Source organism: bacterium (assembly GCA_040755755.1).
In the GTDB taxonomy this organism is placed as follows: Bacteria; SZUA-182; SZUA-182; order DTGQ01; family DTGQ01; genus DTGQ01.
Genome location: JBFLZW010000031.1, coordinates 85919 through 107923, shown reverse-complemented (window position 1 = coordinate 107923; position 22005 = coordinate 85919). Strand labels below are relative to the sequence as shown.

21 protein-coding genes are annotated in these 22005 nt (G+C 51.3%); 15 read left to right on the top strand and 6 right to left on the bottom strand.

Annotation, left to right across the window (positions count from 1 at the left end):
* Positions 1-35: 35 nt before the first annotated feature.
* Together AB1611_10750 and AB1611_10745 are read right to left on the bottom strand one after the other, a co-directional pair.
* Positions 36-413 (bottom strand): PIN domain-containing protein, encoded by a 378-nt coding sequence (locus tag AB1611_10750; protein ID MEW6380068.1) that lies wholly within the window; start codon positions 411-413, stop codon positions 36-38.
* A gap of 2 nt (positions 414-415) precedes the next feature.
* The gene (locus AB1611_10745; protein MEW6380067.1) at positions 416-613 is read right to left on the bottom strand and encodes a type II toxin-antitoxin system VapB family antitoxin; all 198 of its coding nucleotides are present in this window, start codon (positions 611-613) and stop codon (positions 416-418) included.
* Positions 614-1198: 585 nt separating this feature from the next.
* On the opposite strand from AB1611_10745, the gene AB1611_10740 reads away from it, so the two are divergent.
* Positions 1199-1624 carry a hypothetical protein gene (locus AB1611_10740; protein MEW6380066.1) on the top strand — a complete coding sequence of 142 codons (426 nt, stop codon included), beginning with the start codon at positions 1199-1201 and terminating at the stop codon, positions 1622-1624.
* Between the two features lie 236 nt (positions 1625-1860).
* On the opposite strand, the gene AB1611_10735 is transcribed toward AB1611_10740, so the two are convergent.
* The 3 genes from AB1611_10735 to hrcA are packed head-to-tail and all read right to left on the bottom strand — an operon-like array spanning position 1861 to position 4311.
* Positions 1861-2649, bottom strand: coding sequence for an RsmE family RNA methyltransferase (locus tag AB1611_10735; protein ID MEW6380065.1), 789 nt, complete (start codon positions 2647-2649; stop codon positions 1861-1863).
* A 19-nt stretch (positions 2650-2668) separates the two neighbouring features.
* Positions 2669-3226 (bottom strand): nucleotide exchange factor GrpE, encoded by a 558-nt coding sequence (gene grpE, locus AB1611_10730; protein MEW6380064.1) that lies wholly within the window; start codon positions 3224-3226, stop codon positions 2669-2671.
* Between the two features lie 59 nt (positions 3227-3285).
* On the bottom strand, positions 3286-4311 hold the full coding sequence (gene hrcA, locus AB1611_10725) for a heat-inducible transcriptional repressor HrcA (GenBank protein MEW6380063.1): 1026 nt from the start codon (positions 4309-4311) through the stop codon (positions 3286-3288).
* 236 nt (positions 4312-4547) lie between these two features.
* Between hrcA and mazG the strand changes: the two genes are divergently transcribed.
* The 10 genes from mazG (at position 4548) to tsaD (ending at position 14505) form a co-directional block, all read left to right on the top strand.
* The gene (gene mazG, locus AB1611_10720) at positions 4548-5351 is read left to right on the top strand and encodes a nucleoside triphosphate pyrophosphohydrolase (GenBank protein ID MEW6380062.1); all 804 of its coding nucleotides are present in this window, start codon (positions 4548-4550) and stop codon (positions 5349-5351) included.
* 159 nt (positions 5352-5510) lie between these two features.
* On the top strand, positions 5511-5744 hold the full coding sequence (locus tag AB1611_10715) for a KH domain-containing protein (GenBank protein ID MEW6380061.1): 234 nt from the start codon (positions 5511-5513) through the stop codon (positions 5742-5744).
* Positions 5745-5942: 198 nt separating this feature from the next.
* A complete protein-coding gene (locus tag AB1611_10710; GenBank protein ID MEW6380060.1) occupies positions 5943-6770 on the top strand; it encodes a transketolase in 828 nt (275 codons plus the stop codon).
* Positions 6771-6773: 3 nt separating this feature from the next.
* Positions 6774-7721 carry a transketolase family protein gene (locus AB1611_10705; GenBank protein MEW6380059.1) on the top strand — a complete coding sequence of 316 codons (948 nt, stop codon included), beginning with the start codon at positions 6774-6776 and terminating at the stop codon, positions 7719-7721.
* Between the two features lie 54 nt (positions 7722-7775).
* Positions 7776-8432, top strand: a complete 657-nt coding sequence (gene ftsE / locus AB1611_10700; protein ID MEW6380058.1) for a cell division ATP-binding protein FtsE — start codon at positions 7776-7778, stop codon at positions 8430-8432.
* On the top strand, positions 8419-9321 hold the full coding sequence (locus tag AB1611_10695; protein ID MEW6380057.1) for a permease-like cell division protein FtsX: 903 nt from the start codon (positions 8419-8421) through the stop codon (positions 9319-9321). The genes ftsE and AB1611_10695 overlap by 14 nt, the downstream gene beginning before the upstream one ends.
* Before the next feature lie 20 nt (positions 9322-9341).
* Complete coding sequence (locus tag AB1611_10690) at positions 9342-10553, top strand: peptidoglycan DD-metalloendopeptidase family protein (protein MEW6380056.1); 1212 nt, start codon at positions 9342-9344, stop codon at positions 10551-10553.
* Positions 10554-10603: 50 nt separating this feature from the next.
* The gene (locus AB1611_10685; protein MEW6380055.1) at positions 10604-11968 is read left to right on the top strand and encodes a S41 family peptidase; all 1365 of its coding nucleotides are present in this window, start codon (positions 10604-10606) and stop codon (positions 11966-11968) included.
* A gap of 18 nt (positions 11969-11986) precedes the next feature.
* On the top strand, positions 11987-13228 hold the full coding sequence (locus AB1611_10680; protein ID MEW6380054.1) for a divergent polysaccharide deacetylase family protein: 1242 nt from the start codon (positions 11987-11989) through the stop codon (positions 13226-13228).
* 224 nt (positions 13229-13452) lie between these two features.
* Positions 13453-14505 (top strand): tRNA (adenosine(37)-N6)-threonylcarbamoyltransferase complex transferase subunit TsaD, encoded by a 1053-nt coding sequence (gene tsaD, locus AB1611_10675; GenBank protein ID MEW6380053.1) that lies wholly within the window; start codon positions 13453-13455, stop codon positions 14503-14505.
* Here tsaD and AB1611_10670 read toward each other — a convergent pair.
* Complete coding sequence (locus tag AB1611_10670; protein ID MEW6380052.1) at positions 14502-15047, bottom strand: UpxY family transcription antiterminator; 546 nt, start codon at positions 15045-15047, stop codon at positions 14502-14504. The genes tsaD and AB1611_10670 overlap by 4 nt on opposite strands.
* 353 nt (positions 15048-15400) lie before the next feature.
* On the opposite strand from AB1611_10670, the gene AB1611_10665 reads away from it, so the two are divergent.
* From AB1611_10665 to AB1611_10650, 4 genes are all read left to right on the top strand, one after another.
* Complete coding sequence (locus AB1611_10665) at positions 15401-16468, top strand: sigma 54-interacting transcriptional regulator (protein MEW6380051.1); 1068 nt, start codon at positions 15401-15403, stop codon at positions 16466-16468.
* A gap of 145 nt (positions 16469-16613) precedes the next feature.
* Positions 16614-18056 (top strand): L-seryl-tRNA(Sec) selenium transferase, encoded by a 1443-nt coding sequence (gene selA, locus AB1611_10660; protein MEW6380050.1) that lies wholly within the window; start codon positions 16614-16616, stop codon positions 18054-18056.
* A 98-nt stretch (positions 18057-18154) separates the two neighbouring features.
* Positions 18155-20086 (top strand): selenocysteine-specific translation elongation factor, encoded by a 1932-nt coding sequence (gene selB / locus AB1611_10655; GenBank protein ID MEW6380049.1) that lies wholly within the window; start codon positions 18155-18157, stop codon positions 20084-20086.
* A complete protein-coding gene (locus AB1611_10650) occupies positions 20083-21867 on the top strand; it encodes a TIGR04190 family B12-binding domain/radical SAM domain protein (protein MEW6380048.1) in 1785 nt (594 codons plus the stop codon). The genes selB and AB1611_10650 overlap by 4 nt, the downstream gene beginning before the upstream one ends.
* Positions 21868-22005 lie beyond the last annotated feature (138 nt).

The window sequence follows — 22005 nt, the reverse complement described above, 5'->3', positions numbered from 1 at the left end:
AAGGGGGTAAGGGGGACAGGGTTACATTTCGCCCTTCAGAATATAACAGCCCCGTCTTTATAGGCGACTTTAAGGTCAATTGCCGATGATTTCAATCTCTTATCAGAAGTCCATAAGGGCACTTCCGCTAATTGGGCTGAGGCTAATAGGTGTGCATCAACAAAACCGACCCCTTTGCCCATTAATCTATTTCGCTCAATAAAATACAATAGTTCATCCAAGGTGACAGTTGGAGCCATCTCAAGTGATTGAAGAAGCGTCAGTAATTCAACTCTGTTTTTGATGTTCCCACACGCCAATTCACCGACGATGAAGGGATGACAGAGTACTTCTCCATTCAGCAGCAATTCTTCAAGGTGGTTGTTGCCTTCTCTCAGGTGGGTAACCCAAAGAGAAGTATCGACGATAACCATGATTATGATTCTTTAAACCTTCGTCTTGGAATAGGCCGAAGATTCTTTTCAGAGCCACCCAGCCTTGCGAGTCGCTTACTGCTTTCACGAGCTATAAGGGCCTCTAATCCAAGACGCACTAAGGCTGTCTTTTCCTTTACACCTGTTAACAGTGAAGCCTTCTCTAAAATTTTGTCATCAATGTTTAATGTCGTCCTCATATGCACAAGTATGCATCATTTATGCATAAATGTCAATTTGATTCTGGAAGGAGATGTGCCCACGATTAATTATATATTAATAGATTAATCCTTAACATATTTCAGTATAAGTTAAAACTGTTAGGTCCTACAGCGTTATTTTACTGGATGAAATGGAAAAAGGACATTGAGGCCGGATGTTTTTAACCTTTTTCTCCAGCTTCTCGATGACGGCAGGTACAGTTCTTCATCTGGAGGGAGATTTTCAGATAGCCTCTCAATTAAACAAAGGCCGTTCCATAACGAAATCGAAAAAAATTCGTCTCAATATAATAGACACATATTTTCATTCATTCAACGGCTCATACGATACAATAATTATTTCTCCCCAGTTCCCCAGCCTTTTTTAACAATCTCTTTAATTAAGCGACTTCTTCTCCAGCTATTTTCATGCATCTGTTTTTCTCATTTTTCCGGCGAGAAGAGTGTTCGCACTGAGTTCACAAAGGGGGTGAGAGATGGCTATTATGCTTTGCCCGTGGTAAGCAGGTCAGGGTTTATGAGAAAACAAATCGGAAAGCTTCAAGATTATGAAAGGGAAACGCAATGAGAGCAAAAATTGGAAAAGCAGCTTTGTGGCTTTTTATGGTAGTGTTAATATCCTCCCCGGCTTTTGTATCCACTGCCGATGCCTACTACAGTGCTTCCGGTCCCTATTATACCTATGTTTACAGCCCCTTTGGGTATTCTCCCTATGTTCCCGTTCCTCCAGAGCTTATTCCTTACCGGGGTGCTCAGGCACTATTGACCACACTTGCCCTGTTAGGCGTACTTCCCACTTCCTCCACCACTCTTTACAGCACTACTCCCTATACGAGCTATACTCCCTATACTACCTATTCTACGCCCACTCCAACACCTACTTACTCCTATCCAACCTACACCACCAGTTCTACCAGTATCGGTATAGCTACTGCTCTTCTCCTGGGAGGAAGCACATCTACCACTACCCTGCTGGCACTTGGAATCTAATCTGCGCCAATGTGGGGGTAATGATTTTTATCACCTGGAAGGGCAGGCATTCATGTGCCTGCCCTTGCCCCTTGTGTGGGCAGCCTGCAGGGAGCCCCAGTGGGCAATGTCAATAGCTTTAGGCTACGTACCGAGAAAGCCCCTCACCCCGGCCCTCTCCCCGAAGGGGCGAGGGAGAAAGAAGGCGGCTTCAGCGCGCTCTGCATACCCTGCATATCCGGCTCATCCCGGGGTGCCTATGGGAAATTGAACTCGTACTGAATAATGGATAGTGCATAGAGGGCAGCAGTCTCGGCCCGAAGTATCCAGGGAGCACAGGATACGGGGATGAACCCGGCCTGTATGGCCATTTGAATTTCATCCCCGGAAAAGCTCCCTTCCGGTCCAACCAGGATAAAGATTTTATTTCCTTCTCTGGTCCCTGATTCTCTATCTTCCTCTTCTTCTCTGCCGTGTACTCTTCTCCTCCCAGCCAGGATGGATTTCAGGGGGCTCTGCTGGGCTTTCTCCCACAGGAGCAGGGGAAGAATGCGGTTCTCTTTGACCACCTGGCTGCACACGGCGGGAAGGTCGAGCGGATGATGGAGCTTGGGAACCGTGCTTCGGCCGCATTGCTTGGCAGCCTCCTGGCAGATTTTTTGCCATCGCTGCCACCTTCCTTCAGATACTGTCCTTTGTTCATTGACGAAGCTGCGGCTTGAGGCCAGGGGCATGATTTCCTCAACTCCGAGCTCGGTGGATTTCTGGAGGATCAGGTCCATGGTCGAGTGCTTGGGAATCCCCTGGACCAGGACGAGGGAATTTTTGTTCTGGAAGGGGGAGGGAAGATGCTCCATGATCCGAAGCCGGACCTCGGAGGGAGAGATGGTTTCAATCCGGGCCAGGAGGTCTCTGCCCTGACAATTGATCGTTATCTCATCGTTCGCCTTCAAGCGGAGAACACGGCGGATGTGATGGGCGTCACCACCTCTGATAATTGCCTGATCGGAGGAAATATCCTTCGGGAGTATAAAAAATTTGGGCATTTTTTCATGGGTTAAGGGGTCAGCCCTTAACAACGGCCACCAGAGCGGGCCGTAAAAGCCGGTCATGGAGGCAATATCCCTTCTTGAATTCTTCTACGACGGTATTTTCACCATGACCGTCAGAGTCTACCTGGATAACAGCCTCATGCTTTCGGGGATCAAAGAGCTCGCCGAGAGAGGAAAAGCGGGTCAGGCCCTCTTTCTGGAGAGTATCCAGGAACTGGCTGTGAATAAGTTTCACTCCTTCGGAAAGCCCCTCGAAGCACGAGGATTTTTCAGCCGATTCCAGGGCCAACTCGAAGTTATCGATCAGGGGCAGGAGATTTTTGAAGAGGTTTTCGAGTGCATACCGCATGAAATCAGATTTTTCTTTCTGCATCCGCTGGCGAAAATTCTCAAACTCCGCCTGAAGGCGCAACGACTTATCGGAAAGCTCTCTATTTATTTCCTTTTCCTTCTGGAGCGCACTTTGACAGTGTTCGAGCTGCCGCTTCAGGTTATTGAGTTCCTGATGAAGTGCACTCAGCGCTTCCTGCTGATCATCGGCCTGGGCTGATTGTATTTCTGGTTCAGCCAAAAGATAATTCCTCCTGTTATTACTGATGTTCTTTTGAATTCATATGGATTGATAATCTGTTATTCTTCGGAGAAAAGCGTATCGATGATTTTCGCTGCACTGCCTACCAGCTCGATAACTTCCTGATACCGCATCCTGGTAGGCCCGATAACGCCGATAACGCCGCTGGCTAGGGTTCCCATCTGGTAGCGTGCCGCGACAATGCTGCAATCCTGAATATCAGGGTTATCGTTTTCCGCTCCGATGATAACCCTTACTCCCTCGTAATCGATGCATTTATCCAGCAGCCGGATGAGCTTGATCTTTTCCTCGAAGGCATCGAACAGCGCCCTGATCTTCTGGACATCGGCAAACTCTGGATGCTTCAGAATATTCGACTGCCCCTGCAGATAGAGGCTGTCTGTCTGACTTCTGGAGATTTCCTCACTGAGGAGGTTGATATTGTCAAACAGGTTCTTGTACAGTCTCCCCTCTTCGGACACTACTTCCATGAGTTTATCCCTGATTTGCACGATATTCATATGCTGATACCGTTCATTGATGAACTGGTTCATCATATTCAGCTCTCGCTCGGTGTACGGTTCCCTGGCCTCGATAATCTTGTTGTACACCAGGCCGGTCTCAGATACAAATACCGCCAGTATCCGGTGTGAGCTCAAGGGGATAAAATCCATGCGCTTCATCCGCAGGTCAGTGATCTTGGGTGGAATGACGATACCGACATATTTGGACAGCAGGGATAAGAGCCGGCAGGCTCCTTCCATGAGCTCCTCCCGCTCATGAATTTTTGACAGGGGCTCAAGCCCTGTCTTTCTGGACTTTTTCCGGCTACTTGATTTGAGAAGGTTGTCAACATAATATCGATAGCCCTGATCCGTCGGGATCCTCCCGGCAGAGGTATGAGGGTGTTGAAGGTATCCCTTCTCTTCCAGATCAGCCATAATATTACGGATGGTGGCCGGGGAGAGCGGCAGGTTGATTTTTTTGGAAATGGTCCGGGAACCGATCGGTTCAGCCATACCGATATATTGCCTGATAATTGCTTCAAGGATAAATTTTTCTCGTTCAGTAAGTTCCTCAATCACGTCGATGTCTCCATGATAGCAAATTAGCACTCTATTAAATAGAGTGCTAACATCAGAATAAAAATAACAAGATTCATTTTTAATGTCAAGAGGTAAAAAATAATGCAGAATGAGACATATTTAATTTGAAAATCCAATGAGCATCGATATATAATTTAGGTGGTACCGTCCATTACAGAATAATCAGACAACTGCCCTCATAATAAAAAGATCGTAAAGGAGACCACATCAGCACGGTGCACGAGGATAAGAATCGGCATACTGTCGGCGAAGCTTTTACCCGCCTGGTTCAGATCGCGGCCACACTCCGGGGAGAGCATGGCTGTGTCTGGGATAAAGAGCAAACCTTCGCTTCGGTAAAACCCCTCCTTCTCGAGGAAAGCTACGAAGTTCTGGAGGCGATTGACGAGGATGATGGTAATCATCTCAAGGAAGAATTGGGGGATTTGCTGTTTCAGATAATTTTCCTCGCTCAACTTTCTGCCGAAGAGGACAGGTTTACCATTGTCGAGGTAATTGAAACTATCTGTGCCAAACTCATCCGCAGGCATCCTCATGTATTCGGTAAAGAAACAGCGACCAGCAGCCGGGAAGTACTGACCAGATGGGAGCAGATCAAGCAGTCTGAGGGGAAAAAACCAAGAGAATCGGTACTGGATGGAGTCCCCCGGCAGTTGCCGGCTCTTCTGCGGGCGCACAGGCTTCAGGAGAAGGCAGCCAGAGCAGGATTCGATTGGGAGCACGCGGACCAGGTCCTTGACAAGGTCCGGGAGGAGATATCGGAATTTGAAGATGCTTTTTTTCGGAAAAACACCCAGGAGATGGAAGATGAGTTAGGAGATATATTATTCGCCTTAGTAAATATGGCCCGGTTCATCAAGGTCGATCCAGACAGGGCGTTAAGCCGGTCTATCACCCGGTTCATATGCCGCTTTCAGCTCATTGAAAAAAAGGCCAGGGAGAGGGGAAAGGTTCTTCAGGAAATGTCTCTTCAGGAGATGGATGAGCTGTGGGAAGAGGCAAAAAAGGATATGGCGTGAGGAAAACCGGGATTTTTCACGATTCACTATTTTTGTTGACAAATATGATGCCAATTGTTATAAAATGAATCCATTATGCTAGGAAAATTTTTTCGAGACAGATCAAAAGAAAATGAAGAAAAGAGCAAGGAAGATCAAGGTAGAAAGAGGTACGGTTGTATGAGAGACATTATTAGAAAAATTGTGAAAGCGATTGTGGACAGCCCGGAAGATGTGAATATCAGCGAGATCGATGGAGGCAGAACGACGATTATTGAACTTAAGGTAGCAAAAGATGATATTGGGAAGGTAATCGGGAAAAAAGGCCGTACCATATCGGCTATCCGAACTCTGCTGGCCAGCGCCGGCGGGAAAGAAAAAATGAGATACGTGTTGGAATTAATTGAAGAATAATATTATTCAACCTATTATCAGTAAGGTCCAGCCAACGCAAGTGTTTTCCATTCTACCACGGAGTAATTCGTCCCTCGTATTTTGCCTTGAAGAATACCGATGTGTGAGATATGTTGGGTATTTTTCTTTGCATTCAGGTTGAGCCTATTCGCGCTGGAACTGTCAGATTGATTGAGCCCTAGTAAAGAGGAAGAATTTATGTCATCATTGCCGGAGAGCAAAATTATAGAATTGAAAGAGACGGCCCGTCAATTACGCATCGAAGTTTTGCGCATGTTAACCCGCGCCGGATCCGGACATACGGGGGGATCTTTATCCATCATCGAGATTCTGGTCGCACTGTACATGGTGAAGTTACGCCATGATCCGAAAAATCCCCGATGGCCCGGCCGCGACCGGTTCGTCCTGTCGAAAGGACACGGAGCGCCGGCCCTGTATGCCACTCTGGCCCGACTCGGCTACTTCGACAAGGCAGAGCTCGACAACCTTCGCAAACTCGGCGGGATGCTGCAAGGGCATCCCTTTAATCTGACCACTCCGGGGGTCGAAATTTCAACCGGCTCCCTGGGGCAGGGATTATCCGTAGCCAATGGAATGGCCCTGGCTGCCAGACTGAACAAATCCGAGGCCAGGATATATGTTTTAATGGGGGACGGAGAGACTCAGGAGGGCCAGATATGGGAGGCGGCCATGACCGCGGCCCATTATAAGCTCGATAATGTCTGCGGCATCATCGATGCCAATAAACTGCAAATTGATGGTTCACTGTCCCAAATAAAGAATATCGAGCCCATAGCCCCAAAATGGGAATCTTTCGGCTGGCAGGTTTTTGAGGTCGATGGCCATGACCTGTCGGCTCTCCTCTCGACATTTGAGCGGTGTGAACAGGTCAAGGGCAAGCCCTCGCTGATCGTTGCCCACACGGTCAAAGGCAAGGGGGTTTCCTTTATGGAAGGCAAAGTGCACTATCATGGGGTTGCGCCGACCGAGGCGGAATTGGAAAAAGCATTACTGGAGTTGAGGTGAGCTATGAGTCAAAGTTTAGGTACTCGTGATGTTTATGGAGACGTATTGGTGAGACTGGGACAGCAGAATCCTGACATTGTCGTGCTCGACGCAGACCTTTCCTGTTCTACCCGGACCGAAAAATTTGCCAGGGCCTTTCCGGACAGGTTTTTTAATATCGGAATCGCCGAGCAGGATATGATTGCCACGGCAGCCGGGCTGGCTGCCTTCGGGAAGATTCCGTTCGTCAGCACCTTTGCCGTTTTCGCTACCGGAAGGGCCTGGGACCAGATCCGGCAATCTCTTTGTTATTCCATGCAGAACGTTAAGATCGTAGCCACCCATGCAGGCGTGACCGTGGGAGAAGACAGCGCTACCCACCAGGCCAATGAGGATATTGCCCTGATGCGGAGTCTGCCCAATATGAATATTATCGTACCCGCAGATGGAATTGAAACGGAGAAGGTGCTGGAATATCTGGTCAATGACAAAAGCCCTGTCTATGTGCGGCTGAGCAGATGCAAGTTCCCGGTGGTTTTGGGTTCCGACTACACTTTCCAGAAGGGAAAGGCCGCTCTGCTTGAAGATGGCAGCGATGCCACCGTGATCGCCATTGGGGTCATGGTCAGCCGGGCACTGAAGGCCAGCGAGATACTGAAAAGCGAGGGCATTTCTGTCCGCGTCCTGAATATGTCCACCCTGAAGCCCATCGATCAGCAGGCTATCCTGGCCGCAGCCCGGGAGACCGGCTGTATCGTGACCGCTGAAGAGCATTCGATTATTGGAGGACTGGGAAGCGCGGTGGCTGAAGTCATTTCAGAACAATGCCCGGTTCCCCTGAAAAGAATCGGCCTGAATGATAGCTTCGGAGTTTCCGGAGATGCAGAAAAACTGCTGACCCATTATGGCCTGACCGCTGAGGCGGTCGTTAAAGCCGTCAGGGAAATAGTGGCCAGAAAGAAGAGGAATTAAAGGATAGCTCCCGTGCAACCGCTTTCGGCCCCGATCTCGGCCTCTTTATCGGCTATCGTCCAAATGTTTCATGTCCATAAAACATTCGATGGCCATTGCAGTGCTCTGACTGACATCAATCTGCGAATCGATCCGGGAGAGATGGTTTTCCTGGCCGGGCCGAGCGGAGCCGGAAAGACGACCCTGATGCGGCTCATTCTCCGGGAGGAGCAGGCATCTTCCGGACAAATCATCGTTAACGGCAGGAATATCGGTAAGATCAAGAGCAGCCAGATCTGCCATCTGCGCCGGAAAATGGGGGTAGTCTTTCAGGATTTCAAACTGATTCACTCCAAAACGGTGTTTGAGAACGTCGCCTACCTGTTGCAGGTCCTGGGCAAACCAAAACCCGAAATCGAGCGGAAGGTATGGAATTGCCTCAGGCGGGTTGGCCTCGAGCGCAAGATGGATTACTATCCGAAGAGGCTGTCGGGGGGCGAGCAGCAGCGGGTAGCCATTGCCCGGGCCGTGGTCAATGATCCGGTCTTACTCCTGGCGGATGAGCCGACGGGAAACCTGGATATGGACGCGGCCAGGGACGTGATGAGGATTTTTACCGATATCAATATCCAGGGGACAACGGTGCTGATGGCAACGCATAACCTGCGGATCATTGAGGAGATGAAAAAGCGGGTCATTTACCTGCGAGAAGGTAAAATTGTTCACTGCTAAGGTTCGCCAACTGTCCTACCTCCTTCGCCAGGGGCTCCAGGATCTTCGATCTGCCGGAATACCCGCCGGTATCGCCGTAATGAGCATCGCCTGCTCGATGCTTCTTCTGTGCCTGTACTTCATGGCCCTTTCCAATCTTTCCAAAGCCCTTGACTCAGCCAGCAATCTTCAGGTTGTTGTGTACCTGCGGGACAATCTTACCCGCGAGCAAACCGGGCGGCTGCAGCAGGTACTCGCCAGCATAACTGAAATCTCCAGAGTCCGCTATGTTTCCAAGGCTATGGCCTTGGAGGAATTCAGAAATTCGCTCGGCAGGGATGCACGACTTCTGGATGGCCTTGATACCAACCCGCTGCCTGCCTCTTTTGAATTATTCCTGGATCCCGCTCTGAAAGAGCCTGCCCGGTTAAAGTCCCTGATGAAGTATCTGTCCAGACAGCCCGAAGTGGAAAGTATCCAGGGGGGAGTTGAATGGGTGGAAAGGTTATCCAGCCTGGTATCGGTCAGCCGTCTGGTTCTGTCCCTCCTGGGGGCCATACTGGCCATCATTTCCCTGTTTATCACTGCCAGCACGATTCATCTGACCATTGACCGGCGGCGGGAGGAAATTTCGATCATGCGACTCATAGGCGCAAGCGAGTGGTATATCCGTCTTCCCTTTCTCTTTGAGGGGATGTTTGAGGGCTTTCTCGGCGGGGGGTTGGCGATTGCGATCTCAGCCGCAGTATACCATGCCTTCTGCTGGAAAGTGAGCCCCCTGGTAAATCTGATTTTCGGGGCATCTGCCATCACCTTTCTGGAACTGGAAAAAGTGATTCTGGTCCTTGTTCTGGGTTCGGTTATCGGGGGGTTCGGGGCCGTGGTTTCATTATCCCTCCGCTCGGCCTAAAGATAGGATAATGCTTGGAAATGATTGCTTTTTGGAGAGAAAACAGCTATGATATCCTGTTGTTGAAAACCGTGGTACTTTTTCTGGCGGCTCTTTTCAGTTCCCCAGGGTATGCGGCAAATAAAAAGGACTCGCTGCAGCAGCAAATCAATCAGGCGCAGGGAAAGGTAAAGGCGATTGAGCAGCAAATCCGGGAGAGTGAGAACAGATTGAAAAAAACCCGGGCCGGAGAGGAGGAAGTTCTCCGCAAAATTGAACTCTGCGATCAATTAGCGGAAAAGTACAAGTATAAACGCGCCATACTGGACGATAAAATAAATAGTGTTAAGCTGAAGCAGGAAGAATTGAGCCTTGAGATCAACCGAGAGCAGGGCTCTGTGGCCAGGCAGAAAAATCTCCTGGCCTTACGCCTTCGATCAGTATATCAGGCAGGACCCTTGAGATTCTGGCGGGTGATTCTGGGAGCTGAGTCCATGACTGAACTTTGGCGGAAGGTGAGCTACATGAAATTGATTGCCGAAGAGGATTCCCGATTGATCCAGCGGTTTTCCCATCAAATAGAAGAGCTTAAGATTAAAAAAGAAAAGATGTATCTTCATCAGCAGGAAATCGAGGAGCTTCAAAAAAGCGCAGCCGAACAGGAAAGAGCGTGGATCCAAAAGAAAAATGAGAAAGAAAAGCACCTCAAGGCACTTCGGGCCCGGGAAAATGAATACCGTCTTGCCCATCAGGGATTATCGAACCGATTAAACGATCTTCAGGCATTATTGACCGATCTGGAAAAGAAGCGCCGCCTGCAGCAGATCAAACCTTCTCCTGCGTCCGGATTTGCAGCCAGAAGGGGCAAGCTCCCCTGGCCTGTCCAGGGAAAGATCGTTTCCTCTTCTCCTTTCGGCAAACAACCCACCGGCACAGCGGGGAATGCAACCTGGAGAAAAGGAGTCACTATTCAGGCCCCGGCTGGGAAGGAAATCTGCTCTATTTATCCAGGAAGAGTGGCCTATGCGGACTGGTGTCTTGGATATGGGAAATTGCTGATTGTGGACCACGGAGAAGGGTATTGCAGTGTCTATGCCCATGCCTCGGAATTGCTGGTAAATTCCGGGGACTCCGTCCAGGAGAAACAACCCATCGCCCGGATTGGTGATACCGGAGGTGTGAGCAGTCCGCAGGTCTATTTTGAGATCCGCTTCCGGGGAAATCCTGTAGACCCCTTAATATGGCTACAGTAACCTAATGGCAGGTAACTAAAGTTATAGATAAAAACTTTAAGGAGATACAAATGGAAAAAGCAGTGCACAGGAAGAAAAGAATTATTCTCTATGCTCTTCTCATTATGGCTTTATTCATGGGAGGAATCTTCAGTCTGGGCAGCCGGGCCGTAGTATCCGGAAAGGAATCCTATGAGGATCTCAGGATCTTCAGTGAGGTGCTCTCCAAGGTGCAGGGCAACTACGTGGATGAATTCCAGGTCAAGGATCTGGTCTACGGCGCTATCAAAGGCATGCTCCAGACCCTTGATCCTCACAGCTCCTTCATGACACCGGACATGTATAAGGAGATGCAGGTTGATACTCAGGGCAAGTTCGAGGGCATCGGAATCGAAATCTCCATCCGTGACGGGGTGCTGATCATTGTTTCTCCGATTGAAGGTACGCCTGCTTTTCAGATGGGTCTGAAATCCGAAGACCAGATTTTAAAAATCGACGATGTCTCGACCCGTGACATGTCGTTGACCGAAGCGGCCAAGAGAATCAAGGGACCGAAAGGGACCAAAGTGACCCTGACCATAATGCGCAAGGAGTTCGAAAAACCCAAGGATTTCACCGTTACCCGGGGAATCATCAAACTGGCCAGTGTCAGCTCAAAGGTCATCGACAAGAAAATCGGCTACATCCGGCTGCGCCAGTTTCAGGAAAATACCGCCACGGACATGGTGAAAGAGCTCAAGGGCATGAAGATTCAGGAACTTGACGGACTTATTCTCGATGAGCGGTTCAATGCCGGCGGACTGCTGAGCGTGGCGGTAGATGTGGCCGACAAGTTTTTGCCTAAAGGACTGGTGATTGTCACCACCAGAGGGAGAGGGGAGGAGCAGACCATTACCTTCAAATCAACCCATGATCCTCTCATCCCCAAGGGCATGCCCATGGTTGTCCTGGTCAATGCAGGCAGTGCCAGCGCTTCCGAGATCGTGGCCGGGGCCTTGCAGGACTGGGGCCGGGCGGTACTGGTGGGAACCAAAACCTTCGGCAAGGGGTCGGTTCAGACTATCTACCCCTTATCGGATGGTTCCGCCCTGCGCCTGACCACGGCCAAATATTATACTCCAAAAGGCACCTCCATCCATGCCAAGGGAATTACACCGGATATCGTCGTTGAGAACATGCGCCTGGAAGATAAGAAAATGGTCATTTCGGAGGAGCATGCCATCAGGGAAAAGGATCTGGTCGATATGGAAAACCGGAAAAAGAATCTGGAGCCGGAGGGTGAAGAAGAGGCTCCCCCGCCAGAGCCGCAGCCTGATCCCAACTCACCGAAGACCAAAGAGGGTGATGAGGCCAAATACTTCGAGGACCTGCAGCTGCAGCGTGCCATCGATATTATTAAAGCTTCCAAAATTCTCGAGGCAAGCAAAAAACTGTAAGCTTGTCCAGAGAAGAAGATGGGAAGAAGGAAAAAAAGAAAGCGAAGCGACAAAGGGAAACCTGCCGGCATCATTCTGGCTCTGGCAGGTTTCTTCCTGATCCTGGGCTTCCTCTCCATCACCACGAGCAGGCTTGCGGATAAATTCCACCAGGGCGCTGAATATGCAAAGTCCCTGTTCTTCAGCCGGGGGAAGGGCTCCCCGCTTATCCCGCCACCGCCGGATATTCTGAATGAAGAAGAAAAACGCTTCTTTTGGGCACAGGAATTCGATTCAGCTCTTCAAACAGCCCTGTCTGATTTGGGGCTTGAAGGTGTTACTGCCAGCGGCGGCGAGGATTCTTCTTCGCTGCCGCTGAAGCGGGTAATCGAGCTTGGGGACAGGGGCCTGTGGACGAAAATCCGTAAGACAGTTCTTGATCTGGTTCAAGCCCGTGGCGGAAAAGTCTTCACCAGCCATGAAGAAACGATTTCCCCTTCGCACCGGCAGATGGTTTTCTTCCTGGGGAGTAAAGACACAAATACCGCAAGCTACATCCTGATCTTCCAGAGCAGGATTCTCTCCGAAGAGCGGCATCCTGCGGCCAGGCGAAAGCAGAGAGCCAGGGTCGCCCTGGTGATCGATGACCTGGGGTATAACCGCCAGCTGGCCAGGGCACTGTTTGACCTGAACCTCATCCTGAATGTATCCATTCTGCCCCATCACCCTTTTTCCCGGCAGTGCGCCCAGATGGCCCATGACCGCTCATGGGAAATCATCCTCCACCTTCCCATGCAGCCACGCCAATGCGCTTTGGCCTATTGGGAAAAGAACACCTTACAGGTTGGCATGAGTAAAGAGGAGATGCTCAAAATCCTTGACTCCGGCCTGCGGGATGTGCCGGGGGCCAGGGGAGTGAATAATCACATGGGCTCCCTGATGCTGGAGGACCGAAAATCCATGCAGGTGATTCTCGAAGAGCTGAAAAGCCGTGGATTATATTTTCTTGACAGCAGGACCACGCCAGGAAGCGTCGGCTATGAAATCGCCCAGGCCCTTGAGGTTCCGAGTGCCCGCCGGCAGGTATTTTTAGACAACCAGAAGAGTGTCAGCTCTATCCGTCGTCAGATTGACCTCCTGATCGACACGGCATTGAAGGATGGCCAGGCCGTGGGCATAGGGCATCTTCATCCGGCGACCATTCAGGCATTGAGGGAGTCGGCTTCGAAGTTCCGGGACAAGGGTATCACCCTGGTCAGGGTATCGGAGCTGGTGAAATAAGTAAGGGGTTGCCCAGAAATACAAAATGTAAACGATTTCCCGCAGAGACGCAGAGGCGCAGAGAATGACCAAAAATGATATAGAGATAACTATAGTGTTGATCTTGTCATGGCCATATGTCAACTGGCAAATGATATCCTCTGCGCCTCTGCGTCTCTGCGGGAGAAATACTAAATCAGTTAGTGTTATAGCGGGTTATTGCTTGTTCATGGGGGGGTATTAGTATGAACATCTTAGGCATAGAATCCTCCTGCGATGAAACATCAGTGGCCATTGTCCGGGATGGAGTGCACATTGTGGCCCAGGAGATAGCCTCCCAGATTGCAGTCCATCACAGATTCGGGGGGGTAGTGCCGGAAATTGCAGCCCGCAAGGCTATGGAAGCCATCATTCCGATCCTGGATCAGGTGTTTCAGGAAGCACGGATGGATTTCGATGACCTCGAGGCCATTGCCGTGACCGTTGGCCCAGGACTGATCGGCTCACTGCTGGTGGGAGTATCGGTCGCCAAAGCGCTTGCTTACCTGAAGCATAAGCCCCTTATTCCCGTCAATCATATCGAAGGGCACATCAAGGCGATCTTCCTGGCTTATCCCACCCTGGAATTCCCCTTTATCGCTCTTTTGGTTTCCGGCGGGCATACCAGCCTTTTTGCCGTTCACAGTCATACGGATTACGAATTCCTGGGCGGAACCAGGGACGATGCGGCAGGCGAGGCTTTTGACAAGGTTGCCAAGATCCTGCAACTGGGCTATCCGGGAGGGCCGATAATTGACCGGCTCGCCAAAACCGCCAATCCGGCGGCGGTTAAATTCCCTCGCGCATACCTGGAAAAAGACAGCTTCGATTTCAGTTTCAGCGGATTAAAGACGGCGGTTTTAAACCATGTCCGCTCCCGGCAGGGTTCCCTGGTGCTTCCTGAAGCGGGCTCCCCGCACGACGAGGTTTCTCCTGAGGTGCGGAATATTGCCGCCTCCTTCCAGGAGGCGGTGGTGGATATCCTGGTTACCAAAGCCGTCAGGGCCTGCCGGATCAAGGGGATAGAGCAACTGGTTCTGGTCGGCGGCGTGGCCTGTAATTCCTGCCTCCGGACCAGGGCGGAGCACAGTGCGCAAAAATTGAACTTGCGGCTCTTTTACCCCCCGCCGCTCCTGTGTACCGATAATGCAGCCATGATTGCCAGTGCGGGTTTTTTTCGGAAAATGGCGGGGAATTTTATCGAGGGAAAAGAAATTTTTCCTCTGAACGCGGTAAGCAGTCTTCCCCTCGGCAGTTAGAAATTAATCGGCTCTACTTCAATGGTATTCAATTCAACACAGATTGACTGCTGAAGAAGGTCTACCGAGAGAATAAGTCTTTGTTTATTCGACTTAAATCGCTGAAGAATTCCTTCCACCCCCTTAAGGGGGCCGGCCACAATTCGTACCTTTTCGCCAATATTCAAATAAGGATAGGGAGTGACGACCGTATCGTTTTCCAGAATGGTCTGGATCGAGGAAATCTGGTTTTCCGGGATAGGTACCGGCTTGCCGTTGCTACTGATGATCCGGGCGACTCCCGGAGTTTGCAGGACAGTAAGCCAGAGCCGGTTTTCCAGGTTGGCCCGGATAAAGAGGTACCCCCGAAACATCGGCACTCTAATCCGCTTTTGCCTGTCCTTTCGCGCACTCCAGACCTCCATTTTGGGGAGAAAGGTATGGATGGATTTACTTGTCAGTCGCTCGTAAACCGCCTGCTCATGACGAGATCGGGTATGCACGCCATACCATTGGTCTGGCGATGGCTGGATGATCGGATCAAGTTGAATTATTTCTTCCATACTCGACTTCATGCTCCTCGCGTTAAGGGAAAAAAGTATACTATCAGAATACTCTAGTTTATCGTATCGAGATCAGAAAATCAACAGATAAGATAGCCGTGAGTTCGTAAAAATGCCACTATGAATGGAAATATACTATTTCTGAACTAGTATGAAAATATTTTCATATATGAAATCTATTTCATGCCAGGCGGCTCTCTCCCGTTGTCTGGAGCGCCGTGCAGCCTCATGAGGTCGGATAGATTGTCTGAAGAATTATAGTCACCTATGGGCATAAAAATGAGCGGGGGGGATAAAATTTAAGCTGGCATAGGATTTGCTCACCTTATGGAGGTGCGCGAGAAAGATCCCTTATGAAACTGGAACCTGTTCACATTGATCGGGGGGATGTATTGATTATGGGTCAGGATTACGTTCAAGCAGATATCATCGGTAAGAGCGAGAAGATCAAAGAGATTTGCCGCCTGATTGGAATCATTGCCAAGACAAAGTCAACAGTACTGGTTCAGGGCGAGAGCGGAACAGGCAAGGAAGTGGTGGCTAATGCGATTTATAAGCACAGTTTACGGAATGGGCGGCCCTTTATCAAGGTGAACTGCGCGGCTTTAAGCGAGACATTGCTGGAAAGTGAACTGTTCGGTCATGTGAAGGGATCCTATACCGGTGCCCTGTCGGATCGAAAGGGCCGGTTTGAGCTGGCCAATAAAGGGACCATACTGCTCGATGAAATTGGAAATATGCCGCTGGCCGGACAGGCCAAGCTGTTGCGTGTGCTCCAGGAAGACGAGATCGTGCCGGTGGGAAGCAGTAAAACCATTAAGGTGGATGTCCGGGTTATCGCCACGACCAATGTCATTCTCAAGGATGCCGCTCAAAAGGGAACCTTCCGCGAAGACCTCTATTACCGGCTGAGCGTCATTACTATTTTTCTTCCTCCCCTGAGAGATCGGCGTGAGGATATCCCTTCCCTGCTGGAGCATTTCATTCAGCATAACAGCAATGAAATGGAGACTAAAGTGAAGGGAGTTTCCAGCGAGGCTATGGAACTGCTCGTAAAGTATGACTGGCCGGGCAATATCCGGGAATTGAAAAATGTTATCGAGAATGCCATGATTATCGAAAGCAGGGATAAAATATATCCGGATATTCTTCCTGCCCATATCAGGGAGAATCACCAGCCTGCGGTCTCTCCGACTGAAAGCATCCCGATGGACAGGAAGCTGCTGGCCAAGGATCTTAATTTACGAAACCAGTTATTGATGTACGAGAGAATCATAATCCTCAATGCCCTTGACCGGGCCAATTGGGTTAAAAGCAGAACAGCCAAGCTGCTGGGAATTGACCGAAGGAACCTGGGATATTTCATGAAAAAGCATCATATTTTGATGCCGCCGGAGCGCGAAAGCCGCTCGGATGCCTGATGAGACTTTCCAGGGACTTCCAAATCAAGCCTTGAGATTTTGGCCGGGCTGTGATACCTTTATAGATAAGACGAATAGTCCCAAAAGTAATTACTGACATTTACCGGCACCTTATGAATTAATTATCTGACTGTTACAGGCTTGTATGCTGAGTGAATTGCAAACTGCCTGCCTCAGATCGATACCTTCGGTGGAATCAATCCTTCACCATGCCGCAGCCAGGGGGGAAAGATTTTCCTGGTATCCCAGGTGGATTCTGGTTGAGGGGATCAGGCAGGTTCTTGATGGGAAAAGAGGGTGGATTTTATCCTGTACCAGCCCGCAGGAGCTTGAAGAATTCCGGGTTTCGGCAAGCTCTGTCCTGGAAGAAGTGGACCTGTACTTTCAGAGAACCCAGTATGCTGAATTGGGAAGAGTGATCAATGCTACGGGGATTATTCTGCATACCAATCTCGGACGGGCTGTTTTAGCCGGTGAGGCGGTGGAAAGGGTTACCACGGCGGCCAGTTGCTTCACGAACCTCGAGTATGACCTCCTGACCGGAAAGAGGGGAAAGCGCGGGGATTCCATCACCCGGCTGCTCTGTCATCTGACCGGCGCAGAAGATGCTCTGGTGGTAAATAACAATGCGGCTGCGGTTCTGCTGGTTCTCAATACCCTGGCCGAATCCCGGGAAGTAATCGTTTCCCGGGGAGAGCTGGTAGAAATCGGCGGATCTTTCCGGGTTCCGGAGGTTATGAAAAAGGGAGGGGCCAGGCTGGTGGAGGTCGGCACCACCAATAAAACCCGCATCGAGGATTACCGGCAGGCGATTACATCAGACAGTGCAGCCATTCTGAAAGTACACCCCAGTAATTTCCGGATTGTGGGCTTCACGGAAGAAACAAGCCTTCCGGAACTGGTTCACCTGGGTAAGGAACGGGGGCTGATCGTCATCTGCGACCTTGGAAGCGGCATGCTGGCCGACCTTTCCCCTTACGGGCTGGATGAGCCCCTTGTTTCCCGGATCATTCAGCAGGGGGCAGAGATTGTAACCTTCAGCGGCGATAAGCTCCTGGGCGGGCCGCAGGCAGGGATTATCCTGTGCAGGGGAAAATATGCCGGACTTCTGCGGAAAAATCCTCTGACCAGGGCTGTGCGGCCTGACAAAATGACCCTGGCCGCTCTTGAGAGTACGCTCAAGCTGTACCGGGAACCGGACGTTCTGCAGAAAATTCCCACCCTGCGCATGATCACCGCCTCCCGTCAGCAGCTTGAGGAGCGGGGGAGACGGATACTGGAAGGTCTGGCCTCAGACCGGCATGATGATGATACTGTCAGTATCGAGATGGTCGATGACGATGCCCAGGTGGGCGGCGGCTCCTTTCCCCTGCACAACATTCCTTCCCTTTCGGTGGCCATCTCCTCATCCGGAAAAGAAATCAACCAGCTCGAGGAGCGGTTTCGCCTGAATCAGCCTCCTGTTCTGGGGCGCATCAATCATGGACGGTTTCTTTTGAGCCTGCGGACCATTCAGGATGAGGATGTGCCGGAGATTATCCAGGCAGGCAGACAAATTCTCGAACAGTGGGGAAGCGATGCGAGGTGATACCTTGAAAAAGATAAAGACACCGCGACATCCTGTGCTTTTCTCTGTGTCTCTGTGTCTGTGTGGTGTCTTTTCTTTATTTGGAATGGAGCTTTGGGATGGACTCTAAGTGGATTATCCTGGGGACCGCCGGGCACATTGATCATGGGAAAACGACCCTGGTTCGGGCCTTGACCGGCATTGACACGGACAGGCTGAAGGAGGAAAAAGAGCGGGGAATCACGATCGAGCTGGGATTTGCCCATCTGGACCTGCCGGATGGAGAGCGCCTTGGCATTGTCGATGTGCCGGGTCATGAGCGGTTTGTGCGGCATATGGTGGCCGGAGTGACCGGCATCGATGCGGTGATGCTGATTATCGCCGCTGATGAAGGGGTCATGCCCCAGACCAGCGAGCACTTCGATATCTGCCGTCTGCTCCAGGTCCAGAAGGGGATCGTGGTGGTCACCAAGACAGACATGGTTGATCCGGAGTGGCTGGAGCTGGTCCTTGATGATGTCAGGAGTTTTGTCCGGGAATCCTTCCTGGAAAACGCCCCCATCTTTCCGGTCTCGGCCACGACCGGCCAGGGGATCCCGGCTCTGCTCAAGGGCCTTGAAGAACTGGCCAAAAGCGTTTCGCCCCGGAATCCGGGAGGTATCTGCCGGCTGCCGGTTGACCGGATATTCACCATGAAAGGATTCGGGACGGTAGTTACCGGTACGCTCTTATCGGGGACTTTGAAAAAGGGCCTGACCGTTGAAATATTCCCCGGCGGGAAACAGGCCAAGATCCGGGGAATTCAGGTCTATAACCAGTCGGTGGAAGAGGCCCTGGCCGGACAGCGGGTGGCCATTAACCTGCATGGCGTGGAAAAGGCAGACCTGACCCGCGGGGATGTGGTATCACTGCCTTCCCATTTGCAGGCCTCCTATCTTCTCGACGGGCGAATTTCCCTTCTCCCGTCCGCTCCTCATCCGCTGAAGAACCGGGCCCGCCTGCGGTTTCATGCCGGAACATCGGAGGTGCTGGCCAGAGCGGTCCTGCTCGACAAGGAGGAGGAGCTTGCACCCGGTCAGGAGGCCCTGGTTCAATTCCAGCTCGAATCCCCCCTGGCCCTGATGGCCAAAGACCGCTTTGTGGTGCGCTCCTATTCTCCGGTCATCACCATCGGAGGCGGAAACATCATCGACAACCTTCCATCCCGGCACCGGCGGTCTGATGCGGCGGTCCTTTCTGGGCTCCGTATTCTGGAAGAGGGAGATGATCTGACGCGCCTTGAATTCATCGTCCGTCAGGCGGGAATCCAGGGAATCAACAATGCCCGTCTGACAACCCGCCTCAATCTCGATCAGGACAGAATAGCCGGTCATCTTGGACATTTGCAGGCAAAGCAGCGGATTGTTGTCATCGATCCGCTCGACCAATGGGTCATTCATCAGGAGGTCTTCCACGGCCTGGTGAGTGCGGCAATTGACACCTTGACCAGCTTTCACCAGCGGTTTGCCCTGAAATCGGGAATGTCCAGGGAGGAGCTGAAAGTCCGCCTGCATCCGGACCTTGATTCCCGGCTGTATGCCCGGATCATTTCCTCGCTGCTGGAGCAGGGGAAAATCATTGTCCAGGAGAAAACCCTGAGCCTGTCTACTCACCAGATCAGATTGACCCCGGAGGAGGAAAAACAGAAAGCCAAAATCCTGGACATGTGCCGCCAGGCAGGCTATCAGCCTCCGGGCCTCGATGAAGTGGCACAGACCTGCCATGCGTCCGGCATCGATGTTGCCAGACTGATCCAGCACCTGATCGACGAAGGCACATTGATCAAGCTGAAAGAAGGACTGTTATTTCATCAGCAGGCCCTGTCGCAGATCCAGCAGAAGCTGCAGAGCTATCTTCAGCACAAAACTGATATCTCGGTAGCCGAGTTTAAGGATTTATTCGGATTTTCCAGAAAGTACGCTATTGCTCTGCTCGAATATTTCGACACTTCGAATTTGACTATGAGACTGGGGGATAAAAGAATTTTGAAAAAAAGAAGGGAAGCACCATGAGACAGGAAGCAGATTTGATATTGCTTCATCCGCCAACCGTTTATGATTTTCGAGAAAAAGCCATTCTCTTTGGACCCATCAGCGATCTGGTTCCTTCGACACCGGTTTTTGAGATGTATCCGATCGGCTTTACCAGCATTTCCGAATACCTCAGCCGGTTCGGATTCCATGTCCGGATCATCAACATCGCCCTGAAGATGCTGCGAAGCAAACGATACAATGTGGAAGAGGAGATTAAAAACCTCCATCCCCGCATCTTCGGTATCGACCTGCACTGGATGCCCCATGTCCAGGGGAGTCTTGCTCTGGCTGAGATTGTAAAAAAATACCATCCCGCAACACCGGTTATCTTCGGAGGGCTTTCTTCCACCTACTTCCATGAAGAACTGATCCGCTGCTATCCCCAGATCGACTACGTCATGCGGGGAGACTCGACCGAGGAGCCGCTGCGCCAGCTCATCTCGGCGCTCAAGGAAGCCGATGGCCACACTGCCCCCAAGGTTGACCATATTCCCAACCTCACCTGGCGGGACAGTCAGGGAAAGGTGCAGGTCAATCCCCTGACCAATGTACCGGCCGATCTTGACGACATTAAAATCGATTATTCCCATATCATGAAAAAGGTCATGCGATACCGTGACCTCCACGGATATACTCCCTACCAGAACTGGCTGAACTATCCTGCTACGGCGGTTTTCAATGTCCGGGGCTGCACCCACACCTGCCGGACCTGCGGAGGAGCGGCTTACGCCTTCCGGAAAAACTGCAACCGCCCCAAGCCCGCCTACCGGGATCCTGAATTGCTGGCCAGGGACATGAAGACCATCGACAACAACCTGAATGCCCCGATCATCATCATCGGCGACATGATGCAGCCGGGCCGTCAGTATGCCCTGCGGCTGCTGAAGGAGCTGAAGAAACAGAAAATCCGCAATCCCGTAGCCGTGGAGTTCTTTGTCCCGCCCGCCGACGATATCCTCGAAATGATAGCCGATGCAGTGCCAAACTTCAATATCGAAATGTCCCCTGAATCCCACGATGAAGAGGTCCGAAGGACCTTTGGCCGCCCCTACGGCAACGAGGAACTGGAGCGGATGATCGATACCTCGCTGCGCCTTGGCTGCCGGCGCATCGACCTTTTTTTCATGATCGGCCTTTCAAAGCAGACCTATCAGTCGGTTCTGAACACCGTTGACTACTGCCGCCTGTTGCTGGAACGATTTGGCCATACCAGACGGCTGATCCCCTTTATCTCTCCCTATGCCCCCTTTATCGATCCGGGGAGCGAGGCCTACGAGGATCCCGAAAAATTCGGCTACAAAATCCTCTGCCGCACGGTGGAAGAGCATCGCCGGGCAATGGAAAGCCCCAGTTGGAAATATGTCTTGAGCTACGAAACCAGGTGGATGACCAGAAGCGAGATCGTCGACAGCTCCTATGAGGCCGGAATGATCCTCAACCGCCTGAAGGCCCGCTATGGCCTGATAAATCCGAAAAAGGCCGAGCGGACGGAGAAGCGGATGCAACTGGCCATCAAGGCCATGAAGGAGATCGACGACATCATGCTGATATCCGACGATGCCGAGCGGGACCGGCAAATGCAGAAGCTCAAAGCCAGGGTCCGCAAGCTGAGTGAAAACACCATCTGTGAGAAAAAAGAGCTCGAATGGCCCACCCGCCTGCTGCGGATGAATATCGGATGGATCCTGAAAAACTGGTTCCTCATTGAGATCTGGCACCGCTTCCAGGCCATCAGAAACCGCGGGCAGTGGAGCTGTTAGAGGGGGATGGGGTAAGGTAAGGGTTCAATCCTCCTTGCCAGGCACAGGTTCCTCATCTTTTTGCAAACGAACAAGGCAAAAAGCAGCGGCAGCCGCTTTGGACTGCGGCAGCACGATACCGCTTTCCTTGTGGACGGT